The sequence below is a fragment of the Labrenzia sp. PO1 genome, from assembly GCF_012273635.1.
Lineage (GTDB): Bacteria > Pseudomonadota > Alphaproteobacteria > Rhizobiales > Stappiaceae > Roseibium > Roseibium algicola.
Window position 1 is genome coordinate 722,671 of sequence record NZ_JAAXCR010000001.1, and the last position, 13,628, is coordinate 736,298.

At 59.9% G+C, this 13,628-nt stretch carries 8 protein-coding genes; 7 read left to right on the plus strand and 1 reads right to left on the minus strand.

All coding sequences use genetic code 11. From position 1 onward, the window contains the following. Positions 1–415: 415 nt before the first annotated feature. The 7 genes from HCG46_RS03455 to HCG46_RS03485 all read left to right on the plus strand — a co-directional run bounded on the left by HCG46_RS03455 (position 416) and on the right by HCG46_RS03485 (position 8,191). The gene (locus HCG46_RS03455; protein WP_205838357.1) at positions 416–1,630 is read left to right on the plus strand and encodes an ROK family transcriptional regulator; all 1,215 of its coding nucleotides are present in this window, start codon (positions 416–418) and stop codon (positions 1,628–1,630) included. Then, positions 1,630–2,910, plus strand: a complete 1,281-nt coding sequence (locus tag HCG46_RS03460) for a M20/M25/M40 family metallo-hydrolase (RefSeq protein WP_168684629.1) — start codon at positions 1,630–1,632, stop codon at positions 2,908–2,910. The genes HCG46_RS03455 and HCG46_RS03460 overlap by 1 nt, the downstream gene beginning before the upstream one ends. 24 nt (positions 2,911–2,934) lie before the next feature. Further along, positions 2,935–3,990 (plus strand): substrate-binding domain-containing protein, encoded by a 1,056-nt coding sequence (locus HCG46_RS03465; RefSeq protein WP_077292318.1) that lies wholly within the window; start codon positions 2,935–2,937, stop codon positions 3,988–3,990. Positions 3,991–4,127: 137 nt separating this feature from the next. Next, positions 4,128–5,195 carry a substrate-binding domain-containing protein gene (locus HCG46_RS03470; RefSeq protein WP_055655587.1) on the plus strand — a complete coding sequence of 356 codons (1,068 nt, stop codon included), beginning with the start codon at positions 4,128–4,130 and terminating at the stop codon, positions 5,193–5,195. A 67-nt stretch (positions 5,196–5,262) separates the two neighbouring features. After that, entirely contained in the window at positions 5,263–6,216 is a 954-nt protein-coding gene (locus HCG46_RS03475) for an ABC transporter permease (RefSeq protein ID WP_031269094.1), read from the plus strand. A gap of 14 nt (positions 6,217–6,230) precedes the next feature. Next, complete coding sequence (locus HCG46_RS03480) at positions 6,231–7,442, plus strand: alanine racemase (RefSeq protein ID WP_168684631.1); 1,212 nt, start codon at positions 6,231–6,233, stop codon at positions 7,440–7,442. Continuing rightward, on the plus strand, positions 7,439–8,191 hold the full coding sequence (locus HCG46_RS03485; RefSeq protein WP_168684632.1) for an ATP-binding cassette domain-containing protein: 753 nt from the start codon (positions 7,439–7,441) through the stop codon (positions 8,189–8,191). Before HCG46_RS03480 ends, HCG46_RS03485 begins: the two co-directional genes overlap by 4 nt. A gap of 55 nt (positions 8,192–8,246) precedes the next feature. Here HCG46_RS03485 and HCG46_RS03490 read toward each other — a convergent pair whose 3' ends face one another. Next, positions 8,247–13,130 (minus strand): choice-of-anchor D domain-containing protein, encoded by a 4,884-nt coding sequence (locus tag HCG46_RS03490; protein WP_168684634.1) that lies wholly within the window; start codon positions 13,128–13,130, stop codon positions 8,247–8,249. Positions 13,131–13,628 lie beyond the last annotated feature (498 nt).

The window sequence follows — 13,628 nt, forward strand, 5'->3', positions numbered from 1 at the left end:
GCCTTGCTGAAATTGTCTTTGGTTTTGGGAAGAAGCGTAAAACCGGTACCGGGCCTCTTGGGCACACTGATCCACGGTAAAATAAGGAAGCCCCTTTTTGCCCGGTTTTGTCGAAGCTGTCCACGTCGCCCCAATGTCTGAAGCCACTGTTTAGACGGCATTTTTCAAAAGCACCCTTGCAAACAGGAACTTGGTGACTGCCTCCGTTGTGCGCATCGGAACATTTTTTTCGGCTCTTGCCGCCCCACCCGCGACTGCCTTCACTCGCTTGTCTTTTCGATTACTCAGACATCGTTTTTCTCTCGCCGCCCCCCTCAACCTGCTTTCAATCTCTCCCGATTTTTCAATGCACCGCTTGACTCGTGTCTCAAAATCTAATTAGTTCGGTGACAGAACGAACTAATGGAGCGTAGCCTTGGCAGACCCCTCGAACATCTCCAGACGCATGTCCTTGAGTGCCATCGTCCAGGCGATTGCCAGCTACAGCCCGATCTCCCGGGCGAGCGTCTCCAAGATCACCGGCCTGTCGAAACAGACGGTTTCGGAAATCGTCGGCAATCTGGAAGAAGAAGGCTGGGTGCGCACGGTTGGCCAGACCGAAGGCCACATCGGCCGCCGTGCCGTGGTTTATGAAATCGTGCCGGATGCGGCATCCGTTGCCAGCGTCGATCTCGGCGGCACCAAGATCCGTGTTGCCATCTGCAACCTGACCGGAGCCGTCGTCTCGGAGCTGGTGGAGCCGACCGACAGGCAGGGCGGCATTGCCGTCGTCAATCAGGTCGCGGACCTCATCCGCCGGGCAGCGACCGAAGCCAGCCCCTCGCTCAAGCTGCCTCGTGTCGCCGTCATTGGCGTACCAGGCGCTCCGGACCCGGCTACCGGCCACATCCGCATGGCCCCGAACATCCCCGGCATCGGCGACATCGACGCCCCCGGTCTTTGGCGCGAGATCCTCGGCATCGAGGTCTTTATCGAAAACGACGTCAACCTTGCTGCCCTGGGCGAACACTGGCTCACCAAACGCGGCGACAAGGACGACCTGATCTACGTCTCCATCGGCACCGGTATCGGTGCGGGCATCGTCATCGGCGGCCAGCTCCACCGGGGCATGAACGGCGCTGCCGGTGAAATCGGCTACCTGCCCTTCGGCGCTGATCCGTTCGAACCGGAAAGCCTGGAAGTCGGTGCCCTGGAACGTGTCGCCGCCACCCACGCCATCACCGATCTCTATAAAAGCAAGACCGGCAGAACACTGGACGTGCCGGACATCTTCGACGCCGCAAACACAGGCGACACTGCCGCCACAGAAACGCTGGAAGAGATCGCCCGCCAGGTCGCCCGCGTCATGGCAGCGCTGGCAGCGGTCATGGACCCGTCCTGCATCGTCATCGGCGGTTCCATCGGCACGCGGGATGAGCTTTTTGGCAACGTTCGCAAGTTCGTGTCCAGATGCTTCCCCCGCCCGGTGCAGATCGAGAAGTCGACCCTCGGCAATCACGCAGCCCTTGCCGGCGGTGCCTCCGTCGCCCTCTCCCGTCTGCACCTGTCGCTGTTCACCGAAGGCCTCAAGGGCGTTGAAATCGCCGTTCCGCCGCCGTCCATCGAAACCTTCAAGAAGGGAGCGGCCTGATGGTTTCCTCAAACCTGCATGAAAAGCTGCTGGCCACGCAGGACCGGGACGCCGACATCGACCTGCTTCGCGGCGCCCTATCGATTGACAGCGTCACCGGCAACGAAACCGGCTTTGCCACCTTCCTGAAATCGCAAATGGAAACGCTCGGTCTTGAAACCGGCTCCGGCGAATTCCTGCCCGGCCGCCTCAACGTCTGGGGCCAGCACCAGCCGGTCCCCGGTGACGATGCCCCCCGCCTCCTCTTCGTCGGCCACACCGACACCGTGCATGTGCGCGGCTGGCAGGAAGCCTGGCAGGGCAAGCCTCAGGAAAGCCCCTTCGGCGGCGCCTTGATAGACGGTGAGATCTGGGGCCGTGGCGCCTGCGATCTCAAGGGCGGCATCTGCGCCGCACTTGGCGGTCTCAGGCTCTTGCAGAAGGCGGGCTACCGTCACGCTGGCGGCCTCTCCTTCGCTTTCATCGGCGATGAGGAAAGCGGCGAACCGGGCACCGGCGTCAGCGCCGGCGCGCACGATCTCGTCAAAAGGGTCAAGGACGGCACCATCGCAAAGCCGGATTTCGCGGTCTATGTCGAACCGACCAGGCTGGATGTCTATACGGCCCAGATCGGATTTTTCATTGCCGATATCACCATAACCGGCAAATCCGCCTATTTCGGCACGCCGGAGCTGGGCGTCGATGCCCTGAAGGCAACCCATACAATTCTGGGCAACCTCTGGCAACATGAGGCGGAACTGGCAGCAGGACCGAAGCACGATCTGGTCGGCGCTTCCTCCATCCTCGTCACGCATATCAATGGCGGCGGCTATATTGCCGTTCCGGGCGAGTGCAAGCTCTCCCTGATCCGCAAGCTCCGCCCCGGCGAGAACCTGGATGAGGCGGTCGCCGCCTTTGAAGCGGTCGTCCGTTCGGCACCGGTCGCGGACGGCATCGGCGTCGGGATTGCGTACCCCGCCGGCCGTGATCACCGCTTCGGCGGCTCACCCGTCGAGATCTCCCGCGAAACCCCCGCCGCCCTGCAGCTGTCCCGCTGCGTCGAGGTTGCCACGAACGGCCAGAACCTTTCCGGCGGCGCCATCGGCGGTGCGCCTTACTGGTCGGAATCTCCCTTTCTTGTCAACGAGATCGGTTGTCCCGCGGTCTACTGCGCACCTGGGGACATCAGCGTCGCACACACATTCGAAGAGCGCATCGAGGTGGAAAGCTATCTGGCAGCCGTCAGGGCTTTCGCGCTGTTCGTGGCCGACTATTGCGGCCTGGAAGAAGAAGCAGACTGAACCAAACATAACAGAGGGTTAGAAATGAAACTGCTAGTCAAACATCTGGCGACATCCGCCCTTCTCGGGCTGATGTCCGTCTCCGCCATGGCCCAGACGGTCGGTCCCAAGGGCGAAGCGGCGACGCTTTCTGCTGAGGTGACGGTTCCCGACGATGCCGTCGCCGCCATCAAGGACGCGAAGTACAAGGCCGCCCTGCTCTGGCACGACCAATCCGATTTCGTGAACGCGGTCTCAGCCGGTGCAACGGACGAGTTCAAGCGCCTTGGCATCGAGGTTGTCGCAACCACCAGCGCCGGCTTTGACGCCGCCAAGCAGCGCAGCGACGTTGAAACGGCCATGGCCAAGGAACCCAACATCATCCTGTCGCTACCGCTTGACCCGGTCACATCCGCCGCCGCTTTCAAGGAAGCCCGCGATGCCGGTGTTTCCCTGGTTTTCCTGTCCAACCTGCCCGCCGATTATGAGCACCCGCGCGATTATGCGGCCATCGTGACCGACGATCTCTACCAGATGGGCAAACAGGCTGCCGACGCGCTCGCCAGCGCCATGGGCGGCAAGGGCACCGTCGGCTGGATTTTCCACGACGCCGACTATTACGTGACCAACCAGCGTGACAACGCCTTCAAGTCGACCATCGAAAACGACTATCCGGACATCAAGATCGTTGCAGAACAAGGCATCAGCGACCCGGCTCGCGCCGAGGAAATCGCCAACGCCATGCTGCTCAAGAACCCGGATCTCGGCGGCATCTATGTGACCTGGGCCGGCCCGGCCGAAGGTGTGCTCGCAGCCCTGCGTGCCAACGGCAACAAGGACACCAAGATCGTCACGCTCGATCTGTCCGAGCCGGTGGCTCTCGACATGGTCCGCGGCGGCAACGTTGCAGCCATCGTTGCGGACGAAGCCTATGAACTCGGCCGCGCCATGGCAGCTGCCGCAGCCCTGCGCCTCGTCGACAAGGACGTTCCGCCCTTCATCGCGGCACCGGCCATCACCGTGACTGCAGACAACGTTGCCGAGGGCTGGAAGAAGTCCCTCAACATCGACCCGCCGGCAAGCGTTACCTCCGCGAATTGACCCGGCATTCCGGCAGGCTGCCCCATCACAGCCTGCCGGCCAACAGGTCCTCACAACAATTCTAAAAACCCGCACGGACCTCCGAGAAGCAACACCGTCTTTCCGACGGTTAATACCGAACCTTACGGAGAAGTCGCATGTTCAAGTTACAGACACTCCTGGCGTCGACACTGCTGGTCGGCATGACCGCATTGGCCTCGGCTGCTGACCGCCCGCAAACGGTTGGCCCCAAGGGCGAAGCCCCGACCCCGGTCGCAACGCTCGAGCTGACCGATGCCGAAGTCGCGAAAGTGGCCGAAGGCAACTACACGGCCGCCTTTGCCTGGCACGAGCTCTATGACTGGTCCAACGCGGTCGCACGCGGCGCCAAGGACGAGTTCGAACGGCTCGGCATCAAGGTCGTTGCCGAGACCGACGCCGGCTTTGACTCTGCCCGCCAGAAGTCCGACGTCGAGACGATCATGGCCAACCAGCCGTCGATCATCGTATCCCTGCCGATCGACCCGACCACAGCACAGACCGTTTACGGCATCGCCCGCGATGCCGGCGTGAAGCTTGTCTTCGTCGACAACGCCGTCGACGGCTTCACCCATGGCAAGGACTATGTCACCGTCGTCTCCGCCGACCTGGTTCAGATCGGCGAAAAGGCCGCCCGGGCACTCGCTGCGTCCATGGGCGAGACGGGTACCGTCGGCTACATGTTCCACGATGCGGATTTCCCGGTCACCAACCAGCGTGACCAAGCGTTCAAATGGACCATCGAAAACGAGTTTCCGAACATGGAAATCGCCATCGAGTCCGGAATGACCGATCCCGCAAACGCCGAAGACATCGCCCGGGCAATGCTGTCACGGAACCCGGATCTCGGCGGCATCTATACGCCGTGGGCAGAACCTGCCCTTGGCGTCCTCTCGGTACTGCGCCAGCAGGGCAACGACACCACCAGGGTGGTCACCATCGACCTCAACGAGCCAGTTGCCCTCGACATGCTGAAGGGTGGCAACACCGCGGCAATCATCGCGGACGAAGCCTACAGCATCGGCGTCTACGCGGCCCGGTCCGCTGCGGCCAGCCTTCTCGGCAAGTCCGTCGATCCGTTCCTGGTGGTCGACGCCATCACGGTTGGTACGGATAATGTCACCGAAGGCTGGAACAAGTCCATGAAGATGGATCCGCCCGAAAGCGTTGCCGAAGCAGCCAAGTAAATCCCTTTCCGTGCAGGCCGCGCCTTGCGGCCTGCCGTCACCTACCTCTTCGAACTTGAGGCAATCCATGACCCAGGCGGTTTCGAGACTAAGACAACTCGATTACAAGCAAGGCGTGATCTATTTCGGGTTTCTCGGAATCTTTCTTTTCTTTGCTCTCACCCTTCACGACGTCGGCTTCCTGTCGCCCCGCAACCTGACCAACATCGTTCTGCAGACCGCACCGGCAACGATCATGGCCATCGGTCTGGTCTTCGCGCTGTCCGCCGGGGAAATCGACCTCAGCTTCGGCTCAGTCGTTGCTGTCTCGGCTCTCGCCGCCGCGCTTGCCCTGCAAAGCTACCCGCTGGTCGTCGGCGTCATCGCCGGCATCGGTGCCGGTGCCTTGATCGGCGCCATGAACGGCGTTCTTGTCGCCTATCTCCGCCTGCCGTCCTTCCTGGTGACGCTGGCCACCATGGGCCTCTTCGCCGGTATCGCCCGCTCCATGACGGACCTGCGCTCGATCCCGGTCCTCAACGACACCTTCGCAGGCATCTTCGGCTCCGGCAGCCTGTTTTCCATCCCCTCACTGGTCATCTGGACCATCGCTGCCGTCGTCATCGGCCATATCGTCTACCGCAACACTCGCTTTGGCGCCCATGTGGTGGCAACGGGCGACAATCCTCGCGCCGCCCAGGTTTCCGGCATCAAGGTTCCGCGCATCCGCCTCAGCGTGCTGACGCTGTGCGGCGCCATGGCCGGGCTTGCCGGCCTGCTCTACGCCGGCCGCCTTCAGGCTGCCAAATACACGCTCGGCGAAAGCGACCTGATGACGGTCATCGCCGCCGTCATCGTCGGCGGCACCGCCCTCAACGGCGGCAAGGGCTCCGTCATTGGCGCCCTGCTCGGCTCGCTGCTGATGGGCATGCTCAACAACGGACTGATCCTGATGGGGCTCGATGTCTCCGACCAGATGATCGTCCGCGGTCTCATCATTCTCGTCGCAGTCGCCGTCTCCCTGCGCGACACCAGCCGGTAACCTGGAGGACCACGATGTTTCTCGACGTTCTCATGCGCCGCAATCCGGCCTTCATCGAAGCCGCCATGGCGCTGCATCAGGCCGGCAAGATCCCTGCCAATGCCTATGTTCTCGATCTGGATGTGGTCGAACGCAACGCTCGCCTTTTCAAGGGCGAGGCCGACAAGCACGGCCTGAAAACCTTCGCCATGACCAAACAGGTCGGACGCCATTCCGGTTTCTGCCAGGCGGTCATGCGCGGCGGTATCGAAAGATCCGTTGCTGTCGACATGGCCTGCGCTCTCGCCTGCGACCGTGCCGGCCTCAAGACCGGGCATCTCGGCCACCTGGTCCAGGTTCCGAGGCAGGAAGCCGCTTTTGCCGCTGCGAAGCTGCAACCGGATTACTGGACGGTCTTCTCGTCCGAGAAAGCACAGGAAGCCGCCGCTGCCGCCAAGTCCGCCGGCAGGACACAGAACCTGCTCGCCCGGATCCAGACCGAAGGCGACACCTTCTATCGTGGCCATGAAGGCGGCTTCGACGCGCAAGACATTGTCGCCGTGGCAGAACAGCTTGATGCCCTGGAAGGTGGAACCTTTGCCGGCATCACGACCTTCCCCGCGCTGCTTTTCGATCTGGAAACGCGCAAGGTCAAACCGACACCAAACCTGTCGACCCTCGCCCGTGCCGCCGAAGCACTGGCAGCTGCAGGTCGCGGCCGTATCGAGATCAACGCTCCTGGCACCACGTCCTCCGCAGTGCTCGGTGCCCTTGCCGAGGCCGGTGCCACCCAGTGCGAACCGGGCAACGGTCTCCACGGCACGACACCTCTTCATGCAGTGGAAGACCTGCCGGAAGATCCGGCCGTGCTCTATCTGTCGGAAGTCTCACACCACCACGGTGGCAAGGCCTACTGCTTCGGTGGTGGCCTGTACATCGATCCGGTCTTCCCGAAGTACCCGGTCAAGGCCCTAGTCTCCTCGGAGCCGACTTCCCGCCAGTCTGATCTGCTTGAGGTCGAAATACCTGACTATTCCGCCATCGACTATTACGCGATGATCGACGCCACCTCGCCCAAACCCGTGCGCGCCGGTGACACGGTGGTCTTCGGCTTCCGCGGTCAGGCGTTCGTCACACGGGCGCTTGTCGTCGGCATTTCCGGCGCCAGCACAGGCACGCCTGCCGTCACCACAATCGAAAATGGCTTCGGAGATGCCGTCTCCTGGCCGGGAGCGTTCCAGCAATGACCGCCGACAATCCCGTTCTGTCCCTGAAGAACATCCACAAGGCGTTCGGTGGCGTGGTCGCCATCGAGAACTTCTCACTCGACCTTCACGCGGGAGAGATCGTTGCTCTTGTCGGCGACAACGGCGCCGGCAAGTCAACGCTGGTCAAGATCATCTCCGGCGTCCATAAGCCAACCTCGGGTGACATCCTGCTGGACGGCACGCCGGCATCTTTCTCAGACGCCAGCTCGGCCCGCAGTCTCGGCATCGAGGTCGTCTACCAGGACCTTGCCCTTGCCGACCAGCAGCCGGTCTACATGAACATGTTCCTCGGCCGCGAACTGACCAAGCCGCCGTTCGGGCTGCTCGACAAGAAGCGCATGCGCCGGGAATGCCAGGAGCTGGTCGACGAACTCGATGTCCGCATCCCCTCCGCCGGCTCTGTCATTCGAGACCTCAGTGGCGGCCAGAGGCAGGGCATAGCCATTGCGCGGGCCACCCACTGGGCCAGCAAGCTGGTTCTGCTGGACGAACCGACGGCCGCCCTGGGCGTTGCGGAAACGGCCAAGGTCGAACAGCTGGTCGCATCGCTGAAGGAAAAGAACCTCGCCATCCTGATCATCAGCCACAGCCTGGATCAGGTCTTCCGCCTCTCCGACCGCATCTGCGTCCTGCGCCGTGGTCAGCAGATCGGCGTTCGCAAGACCGGCGAGACAGACAAGAACGAAATCGTCTCCATGATCACCGGCGTTTCCGGCCAGGCAGCCTGAACCTTCAGCCAGAACAACCAGCCTCCGGCAACTGCCGGAGGCTGGTCTGTTCACATCAGAACGGAATGGTGACGTTAAGCGTCGCACCATACGAGCGGAAGTCGGACGTCCCGATCCCGTCGTAAAAGCCCTCCCCGGAAATCTGGATGTTACGGCCAGGCACCAGCAGGCCCGCGCCGGCTTCCACACGTGCCCGCAGATCTTCATCGGAAGAGGCAAGCGTCGCATCCGTCGGGGTATCGTCCTGCAACTTGTTGAAGTCGTAGATCCCGGAGAGCGACAGGAACGGCGAGAACAGCAGCTCGTTCAACTGCAGGTCCCAGGAGACCTTTGGTCCGAACTCGAGCCGCCCCAGATCGAAATCCTGCGACGGGATCAGCCGCCCCAGTGTGTCCGTGTAGCTTTCCTGTTCTTCGTAGTAGTAGGTGATGCGGGCAAATGGGCTGACCCTGGTCGTTTCACTGAGCTTGAAGTCGCCTGTCAAACCGCCCTGCAACAGAAACCGCTGCGTTCTGAAATCATCTTCGAAAAGCCCAAGCGCGTTCACGGTGTTGTAGGACTGGCCATACGTCGCCAGACCATCCAGATAGAAATTCTGATGAACCCGGAGAACAGCATAAGGGCCAGCCATCCAGCCGACGCCGTCGGCGGAAGTATCGGCGGCACCGTTTCTTTCCTCGGTCAGGTCGAGCTGCCCCAACAAGCCCAGGACGGCCCGGTCCTTGTAGCGATAGTCGACCCCGGCAAAAAACAGCCCGGTCTTGCTGTTGCTGCTGTTGTTGTCGGTAATTGCATACGTTCCCTGGGCCCAGAAGTCCCATCCCGACTGCCACTCGGCACTGCCCTCGCCGCCTGAAGGCGCATCTCCGTTGGTGCCGCTCAGGATCGCGAGGGTATCATCCTGCATCACCTGCGGACCGACGGCCGTGTAACTCATCGTGCCGGAGGAGGTGAAATTGTCGAAGACCGCGTACCGTTCCGGCTCGGCATTCGCCGCGCGAACGCCGCTCCCGGCTCCTGCCATTGCCGCATTGTTTCCAGTGCCACCACCTTGTTGAAGAGAATTGGCAAAGGCGCGCAGGGAGAACTGGAAGTTTCCGGACTGCGAGGTAGGCGTAACGTCGAAATTGAACCCGTTGCGGCCACGCTGCCGCCCAAAGGGGCCGCTGGTCAGGCGCGAGACGATATCAGGCTGTCCGGACACGATCGCATTGGCCCGGCTTGTCACGAAGGAGGCAATCACTTCCTTCGTTTTCTGGATATCGGCCGATGCATCCCGGTCATTGGTGAGAGAGAAGCTGACGCTGCTCAGCCCCGTGGCACTCGCCGTCACCGAATATGGCGTGAGAGCACCACCGCCGTTATAGGACGAGGCAACCGCGTTTGCGGTCATGACGGAACTGGTCGCGGTTCCGTCCGCAGCCGTGGTCACCGTTTCCGTGTTGGTTCCCGTGCTCGCAAATGTCAGTGACGCGCCACCGGCCGGTGCAGTGAATGTTACGCTGACACCTGCAGCAGCGTTGTTGTTGACGTCTGTCGCTCTCGCGACGAGAACTGCCTCGAACCGGGTTCCGACTTCGGAACTTTGCCCGGATCCCGACACGACCGACAGCGCCGCCGCCGCCCCGCTTGCCGTCCCGTTCACCGATACGTTGAAGGGGTTTTCGTCCGCATCGTCATTGGCGAAGTTGAAGTCGAACCCAAACGCTCCAGGCGCTGTTGGCGTATAGGCCACAGCCAGCGTCGCCGTTCCGCCACCGCTGCTTACGGTGTTGGAACTCAATGTGAAGCTGTTGACCGTGACGTTGCTTGTGCCGGTAACATTCGCACCAACCGTTGGAGTTGTGAGGTTGAGGACGGCCGACCCGGTGTTCGTGATCGTGTAAGTGATGGTCGACGTTGTTCCCGGCATGACAATTCCGGGAACGGTGTCTGTCCCCCCGTCCGATACGGCATTGCCTGTCGACGATGAAACCTCGATTTCCGGACTGCCAATCGCAGTACCGCTCACCAGAATGTCATACGTGGGTTCGTCGGCGTCATCGCTGAGAATATCGAGTTCGAACGAAAAATTGCCAATTGCAGTAGGCGTGTAGAGAACAGTGAAGGTGGTCGATGCACCACCCGCGAGTGTTGTGAGCGCCGGCGCGGAGATTGAATCGACCGAAACATTGCCTGCCGAGGCACTGGTTGGCGTTCCGGTCAGGGTGAGCGTCGCGGTACCCGTGTTTTCGATCGTGTAGACCAGTGTTTGCTGGTCTCCCACGTTTACTGTTCCCTGAGCATCCGTTCCGTTATCCGCAATGGAGTTTCCTGCAGGACGCTGCACGTCGATTTCGGGAGTAGCAACCGTCAGAGTGCTTGAAGACGTTCCGGAGTTTCCAAGGCTGGAGGTCAGGTCTCCAGTTGTGTTCGCGAAGGAACCATCTGTGGAGCCGGTAACGTCCGCACTCAAGGAACAGCTGCCCCCGGCCGCAACGGTGCCTCCGGTGTAGGAAATCACACCAGAACCTGTCGTCGCCGTTATCGTTCCCCCGGTACAGGTGGTTGAGGCGTTTGCAGGCGAGGCAACTGTCAATCCTGCGGGGAGATTGTCGGTGAAATCCAGCGAGGTCGCCGCGACCGCGTTGGCGGAGTTGTTGATGACGAAGGAAACCGTCGAGGTTCCACCTGACAGAATGGTCGCTGGAGCAAAGGACTGCGTGAAACTCGGCGTGGACGTTCCCGTGCCCTGTACCCTGAATGTGTAGGTTCCCTCGTCGGCATCGTTGGAGGCAATCGTGATCGTCGACGTTTGGGTTCCCAGCGCATTTGGATCAAAAGTGACCGTGAACGTCACCGACCCCAGGGCGGCGATCGAACCGTTCGTCGTGCCGGACACCGCAAATTGCGTATTGTCCGATGATGTCACGCTCGTCAGCGTCAGCGTGTCCGTACCCGTGTTCTGGATCGTGAAGACATTCGCATTGGTTCCGCTGGACACTGAAACGCTACCGAAGTCGGTGTCGTCCGCAGCCGACGGCGTCGTATCACCACTGGCGATACTCGTGCCGTTCCCCTGGACGTTGATCTCCGGTGCCACACCCGTGCCTTGAACAGTAAACGTGTATGTTCCTTCGTCGGGATCGTTAGATTCAATCGTGATTGTCGACGTCTGCGTTCCCAGCGCATTGGGATCAAAAGTGACCGTGAACGTTGCAGACCCCAAGGCGGCGATCGAGCCGCTGGTCGTCCCGGATAATGCGAATTGCGTGTTGTCGGAAGATGTCACGCTCGTCAGCGTCAGCGCATCTGTTCCGGTGTTCTGGATCGTGAACGTATTTGCGTTGGATCCGCTCGCAACCGAAACGTTGCCGAAGTCGGTATCATCCGCTGCGGACGGCGTCGTATCGCCACTGACGATACTTGTCCCGTTTCCCTGGACGTTGATCTCCGGTGCGATACCAGTCCCCTGTACCGTGAACGTGTACGTCCCTTCATCGATGTCATCGGAAACGATGGTGATCGTCGCAGTCTGGTTCCCACCGGCGTTGGGATCAAAAGTGACGGTAAAGGTCGAAGACCCCAAAGATGCGATCGAACCGCTTGTCGTACCGGAAATGGCGAACTGCGTGTTGTCCGACGACGTTACACTTGTAAGCGTCAGCGTGTCGGTTCCTGTGTTCTCGATGGTGAACGTATTCGCCACAGATCCGCTCGAAACCGCAACACTCCCGAAGTCGGTATCATCCGCCGCACTCGGAGACGTATCCCCGTTGGCAATACTGACACCGTTTCCCTGGACGTCGATCTCGGGTGCAATGCCTGTTCCTTGAACCCTAAATGTATAGGGACTCTCGTCCGCGTCGCTCGAAACGATCGTAATCGTTGACGTTTGCAAGCCCGTCGCGGACGGATCGAAGGTGACCGTGAAGGTTACAGATCCCAAAGACGGTATCGAACCGGCCGTTGTCCCCGACACAGCGAATTGTGCATTGTCAGAGGACGTCACACTGGTCAGTGAGAGCGTTCCATTACCCGTGTTCTGGATTGTGAAGGTATTTGGATTTGTACCGCTCGAAACAGAGACGCTGCCGAATTCGGTATCATCTGCCGCCGAAGGGGTCGTATCCCCACTGGCAATGCTTACCCCGTTGCCCTGAACGTTGATTTCAGGAGAGGCAACCGTCAGCGTGGCAGATGACGTCCCGGAATTTCCCAGCGATGATGTGAGATCACCTGTGGTGTTGACGTAACTTCCGTCACTTGCAGACGTCACATCGGCACTGACTGTACAAGTCGCACCCGCCGCAGCGGTTCCGCCAGTGTAACTGATTACACCCGATCCGATGGTCGCCGTGAGTGTGCCACCGGTACACGTCGTGGCAGCGTTCGACGGAGAGGCAACGGTCACTCCCGAAGGCAAGTTGTCGGTGAAATCGAGAGATGTCGCGTCCACACCGTTCGCAGAGTTGTTGATCGTGAATGTGACGGTCGAGGTGCCGTTTGCCACGATCGCACTGGGGGCGAATGCCTGGGTGAATGTTGGAGGCGTCGTCGGTGGAGTAACTTCACCGCTGGAACCGGCATCAAGATAGGTGAAATTAATGCCTGTAGCACCGTAGGATCCGGTGATTGTGCATGTCGTGGTACAATCGATCGTCTGAATACCAGGCGACGTTACGTTGATGGTATCCGTTCCATTGGTAACGGAATACGAGAGTACATTCCCCGGGTCGTTTGGACCATTGTTGATATCGAAATTGGTGAGACTGCTTCCAGAACCCTGATCCTGGATCAATATCCAGTCGTCGTCCGCCGTCGTAGGTCCGATGCCACTTTCCCGCGTGCATTCATCCAGCGTGAGGTTCAACACGAGAGGATCGAGCGGGACAGAATTGCTTGGACAGTCTGTGTAGGCCGCCTTCGCGTCGTCAGGTACGGCTCCCAGAAAAAGCATCAGAAACGCCAGCTGTACAAAGCGCAACAAGACGCCTGCGCGCGCGGCTTTGCTGAGCCTGGTTCCCCATACGTCACAAATCATCAAATCACCACAGAGCGAACCACGGTCGCTGCACCCCAAAAAGAAAGAGCCAAGGCTCGAAGGCCCGGTTTTTGCTAGCTGTCAAACACAACTATAACGTGATTTTTATCAAAACAATCTTTGGTTTAAATTCTACTACGCTCAAACTTAAATAGAATTCAAGCGCAAATCCGATCACATTTTTGACTGACCACATCTGCGTCAGGAAAAAGGATTCAATTCTGACAAATTCTAACTATGGTTGAAAGATTTGGTCAGAATTGGCTTTCATCCTCTTTAAGGCGAATAATTCCCTTAAAAATTGCAGAATTTGGCGATCTTTAACACTATCTCCAGTAACGAACACTCAACAATTCAGGAACTGATTTCAAAATTTTATAATTGCATTTTGAAATACATGTGTGTGAAGGTTGC

Excerpts from the sequence above, each read along its gene's own strand:
- HCG46_RS03470 (WP_055655587.1), top strand. The coding sequence starts at position 4,128 with ATGTTCAAGTTACAGACACTCCTGGCGTCGACACTGCTGGTCGGCATG.
- HCG46_RS03475 (WP_031269094.1), top strand. The coding sequence starts at position 5,263 with ATGACCCAGGCGGTTTCGAGACTAAGACAACTCGATTACAAGCAAGGC.
- HCG46_RS03485 (WP_168684632.1), top strand. The coding sequence starts at position 7,439 with ATGACCGCCGACAATCCCGTTCTGTCCCTGAAGAACATCCACAAGGCG.
- HCG46_RS03465 (WP_077292318.1), top strand. The coding sequence starts at position 2,935 with ATGAAACTGCTAGTCAAACATCTGGCGACATCCGCCCTTCTCGGGCTG.
- HCG46_RS03480 (WP_168684631.1), top strand. The coding sequence starts at position 6,231 with ATGTTTCTCGACGTTCTCATGCGCCGCAATCCGGCCTTCATCGAAGCC.
- HCG46_RS03460 (WP_168684629.1), top strand. The coding sequence starts at position 1,630 with ATGGTTTCCTCAAACCTGCATGAAAAGCTGCTGGCCACGCAGGACCGG.
- HCG46_RS03490 (WP_168684634.1), bottom strand. The coding sequence starts at position 13,130 with ATGCTTTTTCTGGGAGCCGTACCTGACGACGCGAAGGCGGCCTACACA.